Origin of the sequence: Arcticibacter svalbardensis MN12-7 (assembly GCF_000403135.1) — a bacterium.
GTDB classification, from domain to species: Bacteria; Bacteroidota; Bacteroidia; order Sphingobacteriales; family Sphingobacteriaceae; genus Arcticibacter; species Arcticibacter svalbardensis.
The window spans coordinates 1-18,339 of sequence record NZ_AQPN01000069.1; the positions used below are offsets into that span (position 1 = coordinate 1).

Consider the following 18,339-nt stretch of genomic DNA (forward strand, 5'->3'; position numbering starts at 1 on the left):
CCTCCTCATGCAAGGCAACCGGACCTGCTTTTTGTTCGGCATATAATCCCAGTGTTTGTTTAAAAGCAGTGGTAGAATCCGCTTTTTGCCTTCCATCGTTCAAAAACAACAAGGAAATCTTTCCACCTTTATAGTCTTTATGTAACCATAAATACTGCATCGTCTTGTAATTGGCTGTTCCATTATAAAATGTACTGCTGAGTTTAGATGGCTCAGTGCCCACATTCTGATTAAATGCTACTCCGGCATCCATTGAAAAACCTAAAGAATCTGCGTAACTGAATTTCAGCAGATCATGACTTCGGCCTTGCTGTGCCCAATCCAATCCTCCCAAAAACCGTTCATTATCATAAGCAAGAACCTGGCGTCCAATTTTAACTGCCCATTTGTTATCAAAACGATATACACCGTAGGCTTCGAACAAATTAAGCAAGGAAGGATCTGTCTTATAAACCTGGGCTGTATTTCCCCACATTCGAATATCCTGAACAGAAACCTTAAAGCTCATTCTGTCCTTTATATACCCAAAGTTGAGCCTTGTTCTTTGTTCCACAAATAATGCAGGAGAGCTCTCTGCAGTATTAACGGTTTTAAACCCGTTTCTAAATTCTGCTCTTGGTCTAAGTTCACCTGTTAAACTAAACTGCGCATAGCTCTCAAAGCTCCCCAGAGTGATTGCGCAAAACAATGCGACGGCGGTAAGTGAATTTAATTTTCGATACATTTGCGTATTCTAATTTTTTTAGTTTAAAGAACCCCAATTATGACGGCGATCTAATTGGGGTTCTTTTATTTGATTTTTCTGTGTTTTATTTTTATAAATATATTAAATATCATATTAAATGAATCAATTATTTGAATTTTAAGTCTATTTATATGATAAAAATTAACAAATAGGACACTCCTACCAAAAAAAGCAATACGAATGCACTAAATATTTGAAAATTATACTTTTAGCAATACTAGAATTGAATAAATAACAATTAACTTCAATTTTTTATATTACAAATCATTTTTAAGGCTTAAAATGAAACAATTGATTAATAATAAATAAATGAAGAAGCATTATAGCTCTATTTCTCTTAATTGAATTATAAAACTTTAATAAAAAAAGCCTGAAAGAAGCAGGTTTAGCTCATAGGAATAGATAATATCTAAAATGAAATTAAGCAAGAACAATTACGGTACAGAAAACTGCTATTTAAGTAACAGCTGTTTAAAAGAATGGCTTCCTGCCATTGAAGTGAATAAAAAGATCTACGAAGTAAAAAAAGGCGAAGTCATATTTGAGGAAGGCGATTTAGTAGAAGGAATGTATTTTGTTTATGAAGGAAATATAAAAGTGCATAAAAAATGGGGAGATAAAGAACTGATTTTAAGAATAGCTTCGGACGAATCCATATTAGGCCACAGAGGACTAAGCACCACAAATAATAAATACCCCATATCTGCTACCGCTTTAGAAGACGCCGTTATCTGTTATATAAGCATGGATTTTTTCAATAGCACCCTGAAAGTAAACCCTGGCTTCAGTTATAAAATATTGATGTTTTTCGCTGATGAGCTACAGGAATCGGAAAGAAAAATGAGAAATATCGCTCACATGTCAGTAAAAGGCCGTTTGTCCCGCTCCTTGCTTTTCTTTAAAGATCAATTTGGTGTTCATGAAGATGGTACACTAAAAATCAAATTGTCTAAACAAGACATCTCTTCCTATATTGGGGCCACCTATGAAACCTTATTTCGCATTATGAATGAACTGATTGAAGATAAAGCGATATCTGTTACCAAAAGAGCTATCGTCATCTTAAACCCGGACAAGCTCCTGGAATTTTCCAAAAAAGAAGAATAAGGCATACAACTGGTATATGGTCTATTGAATTGTATGGAGCAAGATCAACCCAATAAGATATCAAGCTCGTAATGGCTGTATTGCCGCTTCGATGTTCCTTCGTTCATTGTAGCTTGTAGCTGGCTTGGTTGTTCGCCCCTGCGCGAACGAGCAAGCTAGCTACAAGCTACTAGCAAGGTCTCAATTAGGTTTCACTTATATACCCTTTGCACAGTTGCCTCCTGGCTGGTATCTACACCAATACATTAAAAAATCAACTTATTCCCAAAAACTAATTATCCACTCAAAATCTTTTAAACCATAACACTTAATTTTAAACTTGTTTTCTACAAACGAGTTTAAAATGAAATTGCACCTGTATACTTACCTTAAAAATAACTGAACAAAAAGATAATATAGATTAAAATCGCCTCTGACAATTAAGAAACAGCGGTTGACGTTATATTTGCAAAAGCATTTATATCTTTATATTAATTACAGAGGCAATATCACTACCGAATAATATGCACGAGATTGAACCATTTTATCGCTGGCGAGATGATTATGTAGCTGCTGAGGACGAGCTTTCGCCGTTTTATCAGACGGAATACAGCGAGTTTGAATTTGATAAAAAAATATACAATTACTTCATCCATCCGCAATGGGATTACTTTGGGTCGCAAACGTTATACCTTAAAATCCTTTTTGCTGATTATGAAAGCAACTTTGCTATAATCGAATTTATTGGCGAATGGAATGATACCATCTACAACGACGTTATGCTTCTGAAGCGCGAAATTATTGAGGTGATGATGCACGAAGGGATCAACAAGTTTATCCTCATAGGTGAAAATATATTAAATTTCCATTCCTCGGATGATCTTTATTATGAAGAATGGTTTCAGGATGTGGAAGACGGATGGATTGCTGCAATCAATTTCCAGGAACACGTAATAGATGAATTTAAAAAAAGCAACATTGATTACTATATCAATTTTGGAGGGCATTTAGACGACCTTCCCTGGCGCAGTTTGAGTCCGGTTCAATTATTTATGCGCGTAGAAGAACAACTCACCAAAAGACTTAATTAAAAACCTCTACGCTCCAATCATTCTTGAATTATTAAGGTTATAAAGCTGAATAATCAAAGCAGCTTATGGCACTTTCAATTCCAACTCCTAAAATACTGCGGCTAATTTTGGGAGATCAGCTAAATAGTAATCACTCCTGGTTTAAAACGGTTGATCCTTCGGTTACTTATGTCATGATGGAGGTACGGACGGAAACAGACTACGTCTGGCATCATATACAAAAAGTAGCATCTTTTTTTTCAGCCATGAGGCATTTTGCCGATGATTTAAAACAGGCAGGACATCAGGTTATTTACATCCGCTTAAATGACGCTGGGAATCTACAATCGTTTCAGCATAACCTGGATTTCTTAATAGATAAGGAAGCATTTACACATTTCGACTATCAGTTACCGGATGAATACAGACTGGATCATTTGTTAAAGAATTATGCCGAATCCCTTTTGATAACATCGCAGGTAGTGGATTCCGACCATTTTATGAGTACCAGAGAAGAGTTGGGTGAGTTCTTTAAAGGCAAAAAGACCTATCTCATGGAAAGTTTTTATCGGTATATGCGTAAAAAACATCATGTGTTGATGCAAGGTGATGAACCGGTAAATAATAAATGGAACTTTGACGCTGATAATCGTAAAAAATTGCCCGCCAATCATAAGGCTACCCCACCTTTCGTATACGCCAATGATGTTTCAGAAATTGTGGATGCAATTAAGGAAACCACTATTAAAACCATAGGTACGATAGATGCGAAAAACCTGATCTGGCCGGTTACCAGAGCACAGGCATTGGAGCAGTTGGCTTTTTTTGTCAGGGAGTGCTTACCTCTTTTTGGAACCTATCAGGATGCGATGACGCCTCACGAATGGTCTTTGTACCACTCCCGGCTTTCCTTTACCATGAATAGCAAGATGCTCTCGCCTTTGGAGGTGATAAAAAGAGCAGTACAGGAATGGACTGATCGTCCTGAGGAAATTGCTTATAATCAATTGGAGGGCTTCGTCAGACAAATAATCGGTTGGCGTGAGTACATTCGGGGCGTTTATTGGCTAAAAATGCCTGAATATGCCTCAGCGAACTATTTTGATCATCAAAACAAATTACCAGTTTGGTACTGGACAGGGAAGACAAAGATGAATTGCTTAAAATATTCCATCAATCAATCTTTAGAGTTTGCTTATGCACATCATATTCAACGGCTGATGATTACCGGAAACTTTGCCTTACTGGCCGGTGTCCACCCTGACGAAGTGGACCAGTGGTATCTGGGAATTTACATTGATGCCATAGAGTGGGTTGAAATTACGAATACCAGGGGAATGAGTCAATTTGCTGATGGAGGCACGGTTGGAACCAAGCCCTATGTAAGTGCTGCGGCATATATAGATAAGATGAGTCATTACTGTACTTCATGTTATTATTATAAGGCTAAAAAAACCGGTGACAGGTCTTGTCCTTTCAATAGCTTATACTGGAACTTTTATGATAAACATGAAGATAAACTGGCAAAAAATCCACGTATCGGAATGATGTATAACCTATGGCATAAAATGCAGGCAGACACAAAAGCAGAATTACTGGAACAAGCTGATTATTATTTGAAACACATTGACGACTTATAAGTGTATTGATTAATACGAACTTCAGTAAAGGATAATAATCCAGGTAATTGATATCTTTTGAAGACCGATTAGAAGACCAGATTTTGTCATCCAAACATCCCATTACGTCAGCATTTGCATTTCATCAAATTATATCGCATTTTTGCATTGCTTATTCAGAAAGACGGAGGGAGTAGACCCAACGAAGTCTTAGCAACCTGTGCTTACAAGGTGCTAAATTCTATCTCAAAATAATGGGAGAAGATAAGTTTATGACAGAATCCAAAGGATCTTTCAAAGATAAGCTTCATGCAGGGGAATACCTGCTAATTTGCTATATACAAACATGGACATTAGGAAAGAATTAGAAAAACGTATCCTCGTAATTGATGGGGCGATGGGTACAATGATCCAGCGCTATACATTAACAGAGGACGATTTTCGTGGTGAACGGTTTAAGAACCATCCAAGTGATGTAAAAGGCAATAATGATTTGCTTAACCTCACACGGCCTGACATTATTAAAGCGATTCACGCTGAATATATGGAAGCTGGTGCCGATATAATTGAAACCAATACCTTTAGTACACAGCGGATCTCCATGGCTGATTATAAGATGGAAGATCTGGCTTACGAACTGAGCTTTGAGGGTGCCCGCATTGCTAAAGAAGTGGCTGCCGAGTTTACCGCTCAAAATCCGGAGAAACCCCGGTTTGTTGCAGGTGCGGTGGGTCCCACTAACCGGACGGCTTCTATGTCGCCCGATGTGAATGATCCCGGCTACCGTGCCGTTTCCTTTGATGACCTGGTTGGCGCATACGATGAGCAGATCAGAGGGTTAATAGATGGCGGCGCAGACATGTTGCTGATTGAAACCATATTTGACACGCTGAATGCGAAGGCAGCCATATTTGCCATAAAAGAATACGAAAAAGTTATTGGCAGGAAAATCGATATTATGATTTCCGGCACGATAACAGATGCGAGTGGAAGAACGTTATCCGGACAAACAGTCGAAGCCTTTTTAAATTCGCTTACTCATGCAAATCTGCTGAGTATCGGCTTAAACTGTGCATTGGGTGCTAAGGAGATGCGCCCGCATATTGAAGAGTTGTCAAATAAAGCACCTTGTTATATATCGGCGTATCCAAATGCTGGATTGCCGAATGAATTTGGCCAATACGATGAAACCGCGCATCAAACAGCTCATTTGCTAGAAGACTTTATTGATAGTGGATTTGTCAATATCGTGGGCGGTTGTTGTGGAACCACGCCAGAACATATAGGATGTATTGCAGCTAAGGCGGCAAAGGTAGCTCCACGTAAAATTCCCGTAATAGAACCTTACCTACGGTTAAGCGGATTGGAGCCCGTTACGGTAAAACCGGATACGATGTTTGTCAACATCGGGGAGCGTACAAATATTACAGGATCGCCTAAATTTTCCAAACTTATTCTGGGTGGCGATTATGAAGCAGCACTTGCCGTTGCGCTGCAGCAGGTTGAAGGTGGTGCTCAGATCATTGATGTGAACATGGATGAAGGGATGCTGGATTCGGAAGCTGCAATGACGCGCTTTCTTAATCTGATTGCCTCTGAACCTGATATTGCTAAATTGCCTATCATGGTCGATTCCTCCAAATGGAGCGTTATTGAAAATGGGTTAAAATGCATGCAAGGTAAGGGGATTGTGAATTCGATCTCCCTGAAGGAAGGAAAAGAAAAGTTTGTAAATGGAGCTAAAAAGATCATGCAATACGGCGCTGCCATTATTGTAATGGCTTTTGATGAGCAAGGCCAGGCAGACAGCTACGAGCGTAGAACGGAGATCTGTAAACGGTCTTACGATATTTTGGTGGATGAAGTGGGTTTCCCTCCGCAGGACATTATTTTTGACCCTAATATATTAACGGTTGCAACCGGATTGGAGGAACATAATAATTATGCGGTCGACTTTATCAATGCAACCCGATGGATTAAAGAAAATCTGCCTCACGCCAAAGTAAGTGGTGGGGTATCGAATATATCTTTCTCTTTCAGAGGAAACAATGTAGTGCGTGAAGCCATGCATTCTGCCTTTTTATACCACGCCATTAAAGCGGGTATGGATATGGGAATTGTGAATGCAGGGATGCTTGAAGTGTATGAAGAAATCCCTAAAGAGTTATTGTTACGGGTGGAAGATGTGCTTCTAAACCGTCGGGATGATGCAACGGAACGCTTAGTTGACTTCGCGGAAACCATCAAGTCGAAGGGGAAAGAGCTGGTTAAAAATGAAGAGTGGCGTGATGCTCCGGTAGAAAAGCGCCTTTCACACTCCCTGGTTAAAGGTATTATTGAATACCTGGATGCAGATGTGGAGGAAGCCCGCCAGAAATATGATCGCCCTTTGCATGTTATTGAAGGTCCATTGATGGACGGGATGAATATTGTGGGTGACTTGTTTGGGGAAGGAAAAATGTTTCTTCCACAGGTGGTAAAGTCTGCCCGCGTAATGAAAAAGGCGGTTGCGTATCTTCTTCCTTATATAGAGGAAGAGAAACTTTTAAACCCTTCTGATACGAGTTCAAGTTCGGCCGGAAAGGTGCTGATGGCAACGGTTAAAGGTGATGTGCACGATATAGGAAAAAATATTGTAGGGGTTGTGTTGGCTTGCAACAACTTTGAAGTGATTGACATGGGGGTGATGGTTCCCGCACAGGAAATACTGAAGCGCGCTATAGCTGAGAAAGTTGACATTATAGGTTTAAGTGGGTTGATTACTCCTTCGCTGGATGAAATGGTGCATTTCGCGAAAGAAATGGAACGAGAAGGTTTTACTATGCCGCTTATGATTGGGGGCGCAACCACATCCAGGATTCATGCGGCGGTTAAGGTAGACCCTCATTATTCAGGAGGCGTGATTCATGTACTGGATGCTTCAAGAAGTGTTTCGGTATGCAGCAACCTGATGAATCCTGACCTTTGCGAGGGTTATATCAAGAATATTAAAACTGAATATTCCAAAGCGAGAGAGGCTCATGCCAACCGAACTTCGGATAAGAGATTTAAAACGATTGAAGAAGCGCGTGCTGAAGCGTATAAAATTGATTTGGATCAGGTAGTGGCTACGGCTCCTTCTTTTATTGGTACGCGAAACTTTGACAATTATCCTCTGGAAGAGCTGGTTCCTTATATTGACTGGACGCCTTTCTTCCACACCTGGGAATTAAGGGGTACATATCCCCGGATCTTTGATGATGCAACGGTAGGAACGGAAGCTAAGTCATTGTTTGCTGATGCTCAGGAATTAATGCAACGAATCATTAAGGAAAAGTTGCTGACGGCAAGGGCTGTAGTTGGGTTCTGGCCTGCATATACAGATGGGGATGATATTGTAGTGGATGCTCCCGGTAATGCGCATTTTCAGGAAAGCGGCAAGGCTGTTATTCATACCTTGAGACAACAGGCTGAGAAAGTAAAGGGTGATCCTTATTATGCTTTATCAGACTTTATTGCGCCAAAGGAATCGGGTGTTCAGGACTACTTTGGAGGTTTTGCTGTTACAGCAGGAATCGGTACAGATGAACTGGTACAGAGTTTTGAAAAGGTACAGGATGATTATAATGGCATTATGGTTAAAGCGCTGGCAGATCGTTTTGCGGAGGCTTTTGCCGAACGTATGCATGAATTGGTGAGAACAGAGCTTTGGGGTTATGCCAAAAATGAAGGGCTGACGAATGCAGACCTGATCAAGGAAAAATATCAGGGAATCAGACCGGCACCAGGTTATCCTGCTTGTCCGGATCATACTGAAAAAAGAACTTTATTTGACTTGCTTGATGCGGAGAAAAATGTGGACATGCATCTTACAGAAAGCTTTGCTATGTATCCTGCTTCTTCGGTAAGTGGCTTTTACTTCTCTCATCCGGAATCAAGGTATTTTGCATTGGGTAAAATAAGCAAGGATCAGGTAGAAGAATATGCGCTCAGGAAAGGCCTTTCTTTGGATGACACGGAAAGATGGTTGGGTCCTAATCTAGCTTATTAAGTTTTTCAAAGTATTCGTACAGCATAGCATGATTTAAATTTGCTTTATAAGTTTAATTACATTTCTTACAAAGCGATATAAACATACCGCTCTTTATAAAAACAAAAAGACAATACGTAAACGTAAAAATGAAGATTGTAGACCATATAACTAACGCGAAGGGTAAGACCTTATTCTCCTTTGAACTCCTTCCTCCTATAAAGGGACAAAGCATTAAGGGTATTTTTGATGCGATAGATCCGCTGATGGAGTTCAATCCTCCTTTTATTGACGTAACTTATCTGCGCGAAGATTATATCTATAAACAACATGCCAATGGTTTATTGGAGAAGGTTGCTTACCGCAAAAGGCCAAGTACTGTGGCTACTTGTGCGGCCATCATGAACAAGTATAAAGTGGATGCGGTACCTCACTTAATATGTGGCGGTTTTACTAAAGATGAAACTGAAAATGCGTTGATCGACCTTCAGTTTCTAGGCATTGATAATGTGCTGGTATTGCGCGGTGATGCAAGGAAGAGTGACAATGCGTTTATCCCTACGCCAAATGGGTACGCTTTTGCATCGGAACTCGTGCAGCATGTAGCGGATATGAACAAAGGTAAATATGTGCATGATGACATGGAGAGCGCTGAAAAAACCGATTTCTGTATTGGTGTTGCGGGGTATCCTGAAAAACATTTTGAATCGCCTAACCTGGATACAGACTTTAAATACATTAAACTTAAGGTTGATCTGGGTGCCGAATTTATCGTGACACAGATGTTTTTTGATAATAGTAAATACAAAGCGTTTGTAGATAAATGCAGGGCAAACGGCATTCATGTACCTATTATCCCCGGACTGAAACCTATTACGAATAGTAAACAACTTATTAGTTTGCCTAAAACCTTCCATTTAGATATTCCATTAGATCTGACTGAAGCGATACAGGCCTGCAACAATGAGAAGGAAGTGAAAGAGGTGGGAATAGAGTGGATGATTAATCAATGCAAGGAGCTTAAAGAGATGGGTGCCCCTGTATTGCACTTTTATACGATGGGCAATGCGGAACCTACTAAAAAGATTGCTCAGGCGGTATTTTAGGGGTTGTCGTTATTAAACTCATTAAACAAAAAAAGATTATCCGACTGGATGATCTTTTTTTGTTTAACCTTTGAATTTCCTATTAGTTTTCCAGCAAATACTGTTTAAACAGATCAAATTCGGCCATTAGCTTAACGGTAAGGATAGGCTTACCAAGAAGTTCTTTTACCTGTTCAGGAATAGTGATGCTTGCTTTGATTTCGCCTTCATACATATCCGGGAATTTACATGGATGCGCTGTAGCTAAAAATACGGCTGTAGAAGTATCATCTTTGGTATCATAACGATACTGGCCGATGGCCATCCATGCGATTGCGGTATGCGGACAAACCACATATTTAAAATCATCATAGACGATGTTTACAGCATCGCGGGTTTGTTCGTCATCATAACTATAGGCCGTAACAATCTCTTTAAGCGCTTTTGTATCATCCTTGAAAAGATTCATTATCCTTACCCAGTTGCTTGGGTTTCCAACATCCATGGCATTGGAGAGGGTGGCAACAGATGGTTTTGGTGTATAAACGCCTGTTTCAAAGAAGGATGGTACGGTATCGTTAATATTTGTGGCAGCAATAAACTGTTTCACAGGAAGACCCATCTTCCAGGCTAAGAGTCCCGCACCTATATTCCCGAAATTACCGCTTGGTACAGAGAAAATAATGTCAGTCTTTCCTTCGCGCTTTAACTGGGCATAAGCATTGAAGTAATAGAACGTTTGAGGAATTAAACGGGCTATATTAATGGAGTTAGCGGAGGTTAGGCGGAACTTTGCATTTAATTCAGAGTCTGTAAAGGCTTGTTTAACCAGTGCCTGGCAGTCGTCAAACGTACCATCTATTTCTATTGCACGGATGTTCTGTCCATTTGTAGTCAGTTGTAATTCCTGAACCGCACTCACCTTTCCTTTAGGATATAAGATGGTAACCAGCGTATTGGGCACACCAAGGAAACCAAGTGCAACGGCACCTCCTGTATCTCCCGAAGTAGCGACCAGCACATTGAGCATCTTCTCCCCTTTTTCCATAAAGTATCCCATTACACGGCTCATAAAGCGTGCACCGAAATCTTTAAAGGCTAAAGAAGGACCATGAAAAAGTTCGAGTACGTAGGTCTTTTCATCCAGCTGGTTGACAGGCGCAGGAAAATTGATAGCTTCCTCTACGATCTTCTTGAGGTCAGCTTCAGGAATCGCGCCATCCATAATATGACTGGCTACTTTAAAAGCAATCTCAGTCAGGGAAAACTGATCGATGTTATCTATGAATTCCGCATCAAGCGCAGGAATGGATGCCGGCATATAAAGGCCTTTATCCTGAGGCATACTGTTAAAAACGGCTTCCTTAAAATCTACAAAAGCAGCGGGATTGTTGGTACTGTATAATTTCATAATATTCGTGGTCCTTCACCATTGATAGGGGAAACGTAAGTTTGACAACCTATCTGAAGGGCATTTAAATGTTTTTTTATTGCTAAAGTGATTTTATCTGCAGTGTCTTTATCCTTGGCAAAGGAAAAAACAGAAGGTCCTGATCCTGAGATTCCAAAACTAATGGCTCCCAGGCCCATGGCGATATCTCTTAATTTATAAAAATCAGGGATCAGGATGGAACGTACAGGTTCTACCAGCACATCGATCATACTTCTGCCAATCAAGTCCAGATCTTTCATAAACAGGCCGGTTACCAGACCTGCAATATTCCCCCATTGGATTACGGCATCTTTTAGCAGCACTTTATCGCGGATCATCCTGCGTGCATCGCGTGTCGGTACATCCACTTCAGGAAATACAATAGCGCAATACAGGGATTCGGGAAATGGCAATTTAATGAGGTCTAACGGTTTGTAACTTCTGATGAGCACAAATCCCCCTAATAGAGCGGGTGCTACATTATCAGCGTGTCCTGAACCACAAGCCAGTTCCTCTCCCTTCATGGCAAAAGGAACCATCTGCATCCGGTTAAGGGGCTCATCCAGCAAGGTATTGATGGCAAATAAACCGGCAACCGTACTGGCAGAGCTGGAACCAAGACCACTGCCTATTGGCATTTTTTTATGCAATTCGATCTCCACACCAATATCAGTTCTTTCGATATATGAAAGATAATCCTGAACACTGGCACTTACTGTATTTTTAGAAGCTTCCATAGGAAGTCTTCCGTCGTCGCCTGTGATCTTTGTAATGACAACACCGGGTTCAGCCTTTCGGCGCATGATTACCTCATCACCGGGAGCATCTACGGCAAAGCCTAAAATATCAAATCCACAAACTACGTTGGCTACAGTAGCCGGGGCAAATACCTTTATTGATTCTCTCATTATGCCCCTACGTTTACTATGTCAGAAAACACACCAGCGGCAGTAACTTCTGCTCCTGCACCTGGTCCTTTTACTACAAGTGGCCTTTCTTTATACCGCTCTGTGGTAAAGGAGATGATATTATCACTTCCTGATAACATATAAAAAGGGTGTGCATCATCGACCATTTGTAAGGTGATGGCTACCTGCCCATCTTCCAGTTTACCTATATAACGAAGCACTTTACCTTCTGCCTCTGCTTGCTGTTTAATTGTTTCAAAGTAATCATTATTGGCAAGAAGCTCTGCATAAAATTCTTCTACAGTTTCGGCTTCCAAACATGATTGTGGAAGAATATTCTGGATCTTGATATCTGTCTGCTCCAGGACATGACCGGCATCACGGGCAAGAATTAACATCTTCCTCATGAAATCCATTCCACTTAAATCGTCCCGTGGATCAGGTTCGGTAAAGCCTTTTTCCTGAGCAAGTTTAACTACATCATGAAACATGACATCACCCTTAAAGTTATTGAAGATAAATGATATGGTACCTGAAAGGATGGCCTCGATACGGATTACCCTGTCGCCACTAAGCTGTAGGTCTTTCAACGTACGGATAATAGGCAGTCCGGCACCCACATTGGTTTCATAATAGAAATCAACACCATGCTTGCGTGCCAGATCGCGGAAGGTTTTATATTGTGCGTAAGAAGAGGAGTTCCCTATTTTGTTACAGGTTACCACCGAAACATTGGAGCGAAAAACATCAGCATACCGGCTAATTGGCGCAGTACTCGCTGTATTGTCGACGAATACAGCATTTGGAAGGTTCATCTCCTTCATCCGGGCAATAAACAGATCAAGGTCAGCTGTTTCTTCTGATTGATCTAATGTTTCTTTCCAAGTCTCCAGATTTAACCCTTCTTCGTTAAACACCATCTTGCGACTGTTGCTGATTCCAATTACATTAACCAGGATTCCGTTTTGAAGCTGCAGGAACTCCCGATGTTCCTGCAATTGTTTAAATAGCGTTCTGCCGATGTTACCGGTACCCAGACAAAACACATTCAGTGTTTTCTTCAGATCCGTATAATAGGCATCATGAACCGCGTTTAACGCTTTTGCAAGGTCATGACGGGAGATGATTACGGAGATATTATATTCAGAGGAGCCCTGCGCAATAGCACGAACATTGATACCATTTCTTCCCAGAGCATGGAACAGCGTACCGGCAATACCGGGGGTCTGCTTCATGTTCTCGCCTACGATAGCCAGAATTGAAAGGGAATCTTCTATGATAGGAGAGTCTATTTTTTTAGCCTCCAGTTCAAGTTCAAACTCTTGTTCAATAAGTCTTTTAGCACTCAGTGCATCAGCAGGTTTCACAGCAAAAGTAATACTGTGTTCGGAGGAAGACTGGGTAATCAGGATGATATTGATCTGCTCTCTGGCTAACAAGGAGAATAATCGTCCGCTGAACCCTGCTTTTCCTACCATTCCACTCCCTTGCAAATTCAGGATACTGATTTCATTAATGGAAGAAATCCCTTTAATATTCCGTGTTGATTCACGGCAATCATGACGGATAACGGTACCTTCAAACAAAGGTTCAAACGTATTGCGGATCACGATAGGAATCTTTTTCATGAACGCAGGGATCATGGTAGGCGGGTAAATGACCTTCGCCCCGAAATAGGAAAGCTCCATGGCTTCAGTATAGGAAAGCTCCTTTAATGGAAAGGCTTTCTTCACCATCTTTGGATCTGCCGTCATCATTCCATTAACATCTGTCCAGATCACAATTTCTTCGCAATCAAGTGCTGCACCTATAATTGCCGCAGTATAATCACTGCCGCCCCTGCCTAATGTGGTTACCCGACCTTCGTTATTACTGGATATAAAACCGGTAACGAAGATTAATTTCCCCTTATGTTTTGCATAAAAATCCTGAACCAGGATATCTGTAAGCTCTGTATTTACATGCGCTTGTCCGTAGCTACTATCTGTTTTAATCAATGCCGTAGCATCTGCAAATACCGTTTCACCGAGATGTTGCTCTGCAATTTTACTGATCAGCAAAGCGGAACAACGTTCCCCATAACTTAAAACCAGGTCATTGATCCTTGGGGTTAACTCACTTAAAATCGCGATTCCTTGTAAGATATCCTCCAGATCGTTGAAGTAGATTTTCAGTTGCGTATATACAGGGTTCTGACGGGGTACATCTAACAAGGTCTTAACGACCTCGAAATGCCTGCTTTGCAGTTCTGTCAGGTACGTACTGAAATCATCGCCAGCAGCAGCCTTAGATGCCATGGCAGAAAGAAGATTGGTTACACCTCCCATTGCAGAAAGCACAACAACCGGGTTTCCGTTTGTCGCAACTTCACTTTTAAGAATATCAATTAAAGTACCTATACTCTTTACTGAACCAACGGAAGTACCGCCAAATTTAAGGACCTTCATTTATTTGCTTTTTTTAAACAAAAGCGCCTTCCCTTTATCGGGGGAAGGCGCTTGTACTGGTTTCTTTAACTATTTAAAGATTTACACCATAAACGATCTTCCTCCAGGCCTCGAGGGCGTGATGGTTATAGTCGTACTTATAATGGCATAAATCATATTATTCATCTATTTACTTGTCTAAAGTACGTAGTTAAAATTTATTATGGAAACAAATTGTGGAATAAGAGCAATAATTATGATAATAAGAAACGCTGAGCTGGTTAATTTTACGTTTTAAACAGCTCCTATGGTTTGATTAGCAACGATGCCTTATCAGGAGTTGAACGGCCCTATAAGTTTGTTTCATTATATTTACATCTTTATGCAGGGATTAGTTATTAAATCTACGGGAAGCTGGTATCAGGTCGCTACAGATGGTGGTGAACTGGTGGAATGCCGTATTAAGGGGAAATTCAGGACAAAGGACATTCAAACCACGAATCCGATTGCGGTAGGCGATCGTGTGAAGATTGAAATGGAGCCTGATCAGGATACAGGTATTATTAAGGAGCTGATCCAAAGGAAGAATTACATCATCCGGAAATCGGTTAACTTATCCAAACAAGCTCAGATTATAGCAGCAAATCTGGATCAGGCCTTTCTGGTTGTTACGCTGGCCTCTCCGCGGACCTCATTAGGCTTTATTGATCGTTTTTTGGTTACTGCAGAAGCTTATGATATTCCGGCAAAACTTATTTTCAATAAGCTTGATCTTTTTTCGGAAGAAGGTATGGAGATTCTGGCCGATTATCAGGCTATTTACACCAGCATTGGCTACCCTTGTTATGAGGTATCCGCGCTGGAGGGAACAAACCTGGATATTCTGGAAGATCTGTTAAAAAACAAGGTCAGTCTCTTTACCGGCCATTCCGGTGTAGGAAAATCAACGCTTATTAACACCTTAATTCCAGGCATGGTATTAAAAACCGGCGCCATATCCGATTGGAGCGACCAGGGTAAACACACCACAACTTACGCAGAGATGCATCCCCTTCCTAAAGGAGGATACCTGATTGACTCCCCGGGAATCAGGGAACTCGGTGTAATTGATATTGATAAGGCGGAATTAGGGCACTTCTTTCCGGAGATGCGTGAACGGATGAATACCTGCCGCTTTAACAACTGCAGACATATAAATGAACCCGGATGTGCTGTTTTAGAAGCTGTAGCAAATGAAGAAATTGAGCTGTCCCGCTATGAAAGCTATTTAAGCATTTACCATAATAACGATACAAGGAATTAATGAGAGCAGTAATACAACGTGTGACAGAAGCTTCGTGTTCGGTTGATGGAGAAATTACAGGCGTCATTGGCCCAGGTCTATTAGTTTTTTTAGGAATAGAAGATCCGGATACTGCTGTAGACATTAAATGGCTGGCTCAAAAGATAGTTAACCTGAGGATCTTTAGTGATGCGGAGGACAAGATGAACCTGTCGCTAATGGATATTGACGGTGGAATCCTGCTTATCTCCCAGTTTACTTTATTTGCCAGTACGAAGAAAGGGAATCGCCCAGGTTTTACGCGGGCGGCTAAACCCAAAATAGCCATACCGCTTTATGAGCATATGAAAGAAGAACTTGAAGTATTGAGTGGTAAAAAAACACAATCAGGCATCTTTGGTGCGGATATGAAGATCAAGCTTTTAAATGACGGCCCGGTTACTCTTATTATGAACACCCGGGATAAAGACAATTTCTAATCTTATTTGCAAACTATGAGTCTTAAAGAAACCCAAAAACGCGTAGATGAATGGATCAATACGACCGGAATCCGCTATTTTAATGAACTGACCAATACGGCAATCCTAATGGAAGAAGTAGGAGAAGTAGCACGAATTATGTCACGCCGTTATGGTGAACAATCTTTTAAAGAATCGGATAAAGCGGTAGATTTGGGTGATGAAATGGCTGATGTGCTTTTTGTTCTCATCTGTCTGGCCAATCAAACCGGCATTGACCTGACTGAAGCCTTCGAAAAAAACATGCAAAAGAAAACGCTAAGGGACACGGATCGCCACAAGAATAACAACAAATTAATATAAGGCCGAACCTTATATTAATTTGACTAGTCTATCACCTTCAAGCACAGGAATAGCTGTTGTAATATCAACATTCAAACAAAAATCAATATCAGCCTCAATTCCCAGCAACTTAAGGCGTTCACCATGTGATGTTTTCTTTAAATAACCCCTCAAATCGTCCTTTGCCAGAAGATACAGATCTTCAGCCGCAATAGAGGAGTCATCCAGTTTATAACTTGCTCCGTTTAGTTGATGCACCACAGCCCCTGCAAAGATGGTATCCTCCAGATTAAACTTATTCTTCCATCCTGCACATACTAACAGTACATTATGCTTTTTACTGATCAGATAATCACAAAGAGCAGTCAGATTAAAAAATGAACCAATCACTATTTGTTTAGCCATTTTTGAAAGATGAATAGCATGCGTTCCGTTGGTAGTGGTTAAAACTACGGTGCGGCCTGCTACCTTTTCAGGGACATACGAAAATGGGGAATTACCAAAATCAAAACCTTCCACCACTTTTCCATCCCGTTCAGCTGCCAGAAGATGATCCGTACCGTGATAAGCAGCACATTCTTCCACTTCGGAAACCGGAATAATTGCTGTTGCTCCATTATCGATGCCATAACAGATGGAAGAGGTTGCTCTGAAAATGTCAATTACAACGACTATACTGTCGTTGATGTTGTAGAGTGGCAATAAAGCTGGTGTAAGGCACACTTCTACATATAACTTTCCTGTTGGGGATAACTTAACTACTTTCAATTTTATATAACTGGAAATTTAACAACACTTGCTTTTATTGCAGCATTACGGATGGAAATAAAGATCTCAGATCCTAAGGCTGAATATTCAGACTCTACGTAACCCATACCAATCGCTTTATGAAGAGAGGGAGATTGGGTACCTGAAGTAACATTTCCAATTACACGGCCTTCTGCATTTACGATAGGGTAATCATGACGCGGAATCCCCCGATCAATCATTTCAAAACCAACTAGTTTTTTAAGTACCCCTGCCTTTTTCTGTGCTTTCAAAGCATCAGAATTAGTAAAAGTTTTAGAAAACTTAGTGATCCAGCCTAAGCCTGCTTCTAAAGGAGAGGTAGTGTCATTGATATCATTTCCATATAAACAGTAACCTTTTTCTAAGCGGAGTGTATCGCGTGCGCCTAAACCAACCGGCTTGATATTTTGTGCTGCACCTGCTTCAAATATCGCGTCCCAAATCTTTTCTGCGTATTCATTGTCGAAATACAATTCAAAACCTCCTGCACCGGTATATCCTGTTGCTGATATTAGCACATTGTCTACACCAGCAAATTCACCCTTTTTAAACGTATAATACGCCATTGAGCTCAAGTCTACAGGAGTTAACTTCTGCAATACTTCAATAGCTAACGGGCCTTGAACAGCCAATAAAGATGTCCGTTCTGAAATGTCTTTTATATCAACACCAAATGTATTAAACCTGGTAATCCAGTTTAAATCTTTTTCAATATTGGAAGCATTGACCACTAAAAAATAAGTCTTTTCATCTATACGATATACCAGAAGGTCATCTACAATCCCACCATCCTCATTAGGCAAACAGCTATATTGTACTTTTCCATCAACCAATATAGAAGCATCGTTAGAAGTTACCTGTTGAATTAAGTCAAGGGCTTTGTCGCCTTTAAGAATAAATTCACCCATATGACTTACATCAAATACACCTACAGCATTCCTTACTGTAAGATGCTCAGCGGTAATTCCTTCATATTGAACAGGCATATTATATCCTGCGAATGGCACCATCTTAGCTCCGAGTTGGATATGTTTATTGACTAAGGCTGTATTTTTCATAAAATCTGTATTAGTATAGTTAGGACAAAT

The 18,339-nt window shown here is 40.6% G+C and carries 14 protein-coding genes and 1 riboswitch; of the genes, 8 read left to right on the forward strand and 6 right to left on the reverse strand.

Annotation, left to right across the window (positions count from 1 at the left end; translation table 11 throughout):
* A partial coding sequence (locus ADIARSV_RS08315) for an alginate export family protein (protein ID WP_160166650.1) occupies positions 1-724 on the reverse strand: 724 nt, incomplete at its 3' end.
* Positions 725-1,159: 435 nt separating this feature from the next.
* Here ADIARSV_RS08315 and ADIARSV_RS08320 point away from each other — a divergent pair.
* The 5 genes from ADIARSV_RS08320 to metF all read left to right on the forward strand — a co-directional run bounded on the left by ADIARSV_RS08320 (position 1,160) and on the right by metF (position 9,635).
* Positions 1,160-1,852, forward strand: coding sequence for a Crp/Fnr family transcriptional regulator (locus tag ADIARSV_RS08320; protein WP_016195017.1), 693 nt, complete (start codon positions 1,160-1,162; stop codon positions 1,850-1,852).
* Positions 1,853-2,355: 503 nt separating this feature from the next.
* Positions 2,356-2,922, forward strand: coding sequence for a hypothetical protein (locus ADIARSV_RS08325; RefSeq protein WP_016195018.1), 567 nt, complete (start codon positions 2,356-2,358; stop codon positions 2,920-2,922).
* A gap of 65 nt (positions 2,923-2,987) precedes the next feature.
* Positions 2,988-4,541, forward strand: a complete 1,554-nt coding sequence (locus tag ADIARSV_RS08330) for a cryptochrome/photolyase family protein (protein WP_016195019.1) — start codon at positions 2,988-2,990, stop codon at positions 4,539-4,541.
* 148 nt (positions 4,542-4,689) lie between these two features.
* Positions 4,690-4,791, forward strand: a riboswitch (SAM riboswitch).
* Between the two features lie 75 nt (positions 4,792-4,866).
* Positions 4,867-8,550 carry a methionine synthase gene (metH, locus tag ADIARSV_RS08335; protein ID WP_016195021.1) on the forward strand — a complete coding sequence of 1,228 codons (3,684 nt, stop codon included), beginning with the start codon at positions 4,867-4,869 and terminating at the stop codon, positions 8,548-8,550.
* A gap of 128 nt (positions 8,551-8,678) precedes the next feature.
* The gene (metF, locus tag ADIARSV_RS08340; RefSeq protein ID WP_016195022.1) at positions 8,679-9,635 is read left to right on the forward strand and encodes a methylenetetrahydrofolate reductase [NAD(P)H]; all 957 of its coding nucleotides are present in this window, start codon (positions 8,679-8,681) and stop codon (positions 9,633-9,635) included.
* An 82-nt stretch (positions 9,636-9,717) separates the two neighbouring features.
* On the opposite strand, the gene thrC is transcribed toward metF, so the two are convergent.
* The 3 genes from thrC to thrA are packed head-to-tail and all read right to left on the reverse strand — an operon-like array spanning position 9,718 to position 14,401.
* Positions 9,718-11,025: a threonine synthase gene (thrC, locus tag ADIARSV_RS08345; protein ID WP_016195023.1), complete on the reverse strand. Its 1,308-nt coding sequence runs from the start codon at positions 11,023-11,025 to the stop codon at positions 9,718-9,720.
* The gene (locus ADIARSV_RS08350; RefSeq protein ID WP_016195024.1) at positions 11,022-11,954 is read right to left on the reverse strand and encodes a homoserine kinase; all 933 of its coding nucleotides are present in this window, start codon (positions 11,952-11,954) and stop codon (positions 11,022-11,024) included. The genes thrC and ADIARSV_RS08350 overlap by 4 nt, the downstream gene beginning before the upstream one ends.
* Entirely contained in the window at positions 11,954-14,401 is a 2,448-nt protein-coding gene (gene thrA, locus ADIARSV_RS08355; protein ID WP_016195025.1) for a bifunctional aspartate kinase/homoserine dehydrogenase I, read from the reverse strand. Before thrA ends, ADIARSV_RS08350 begins: the two co-directional genes overlap by 1 nt.
* A gap of 361 nt (positions 14,402-14,762) precedes the next feature.
* Between thrA and rsgA the strand changes: the two genes are divergently transcribed.
* From rsgA to ADIARSV_RS08370, 3 genes are read left to right on the forward strand one after another with little or no spacing between them, the layout of a single operon-like run.
* Entirely contained in the window at positions 14,763-15,683 is a 921-nt protein-coding gene (gene rsgA / locus ADIARSV_RS08360) for a ribosome small subunit-dependent GTPase A (RefSeq protein WP_016195026.1), read from the forward strand.
* Entirely contained in the window at positions 15,683-16,141 is a 459-nt protein-coding gene (gene dtd / locus ADIARSV_RS08365; RefSeq protein ID WP_016195027.1) for a D-aminoacyl-tRNA deacylase, read from the forward strand. The genes rsgA and dtd overlap by 1 nt, the downstream gene beginning before the upstream one ends.
* 15 nt (positions 16,142-16,156) lie before the next feature.
* Complete coding sequence (locus ADIARSV_RS08370) at positions 16,157-16,483, forward strand: nucleotide pyrophosphohydrolase (RefSeq protein ID WP_016195028.1); 327 nt, start codon at positions 16,157-16,159, stop codon at positions 16,481-16,483.
* Positions 16,484-16,492: 9 nt separating this feature from the next.
* Here ADIARSV_RS08370 and ADIARSV_RS08375 read toward each other — a convergent pair whose 3' ends face one another.
* Together ADIARSV_RS08375 and gcvT are read right to left on the reverse strand one after the other, a co-directional pair.
* Complete coding sequence (locus tag ADIARSV_RS08375; protein ID WP_016195029.1) at positions 16,493-17,230, reverse strand: 2-phosphosulfolactate phosphatase; 738 nt, start codon at positions 17,228-17,230, stop codon at positions 16,493-16,495.
* 2 nt (positions 17,231-17,232) lie between these two features.
* Positions 17,233-18,309, reverse strand: coding sequence for a glycine cleavage system aminomethyltransferase GcvT (gcvT, locus tag ADIARSV_RS08380; RefSeq protein ID WP_016195030.1), 1,077 nt, complete (start codon positions 18,307-18,309; stop codon positions 17,233-17,235).
* Positions 18,310-18,339: the final 30 nt, after the last annotated feature.

Coding starts and splice junctions, on each gene's coding strand:
- ADIARSV_RS08370 (WP_016195028.1), top strand. CDS start 16,157: ATGAGTCTTAAAGAAACCCAAAAACGCGTAGATGAATGGATCAATACG.
- thrC (WP_016195023.1), bottom strand. CDS start 11,025: ATGAAATTATACAGTACCAACAATCCCGCTGCTTTTGTAGATTTTAAG.
- ADIARSV_RS08330 (WP_016195019.1), top strand. CDS start 2,988: ATGGCACTTTCAATTCCAACTCCTAAAATACTGCGGCTAATTTTGGGA.
- gcvT (WP_016195030.1), bottom strand. CDS start 18,309: ATGAAAAATACAGCCTTAGTCAATAAACATATCCAACTCGGAGCTAAG.
- ADIARSV_RS08325 (WP_016195018.1), top strand. CDS start 2,356: ATGCACGAGATTGAACCATTTTATCGCTGGCGAGATGATTATGTAGCT.
- ADIARSV_RS08350 (WP_016195024.1), bottom strand. CDS start 11,954: ATGAGAGAATCAATAAAGGTATTTGCCCCGGCTACTGTAGCCAACGTA.
- rsgA (WP_016195026.1), top strand. CDS start 14,763: ATGCAGGGATTAGTTATTAAATCTACGGGAAGCTGGTATCAGGTCGCT.
- metH (WP_016195021.1), top strand. CDS start 4,867: ATGGACATTAGGAAAGAATTAGAAAAACGTATCCTCGTAATTGATGGG.
- thrA (WP_016195025.1), bottom strand. CDS start 14,401: ATGAAGGTCCTTAAATTTGGCGGTACTTCCGTTGGTTCAGTAAAGAGT.
- metF (WP_016195022.1), top strand. CDS start 8,679: ATGAAGATTGTAGACCATATAACTAACGCGAAGGGTAAGACCTTATTC.
- dtd (WP_016195027.1), top strand. CDS start 15,683: ATGAGAGCAGTAATACAACGTGTGACAGAAGCTTCGTGTTCGGTTGAT.
- ADIARSV_RS08320 (WP_016195017.1), top strand. CDS start 1,160: ATGAAATTAAGCAAGAACAATTACGGTACAGAAAACTGCTATTTAAGT.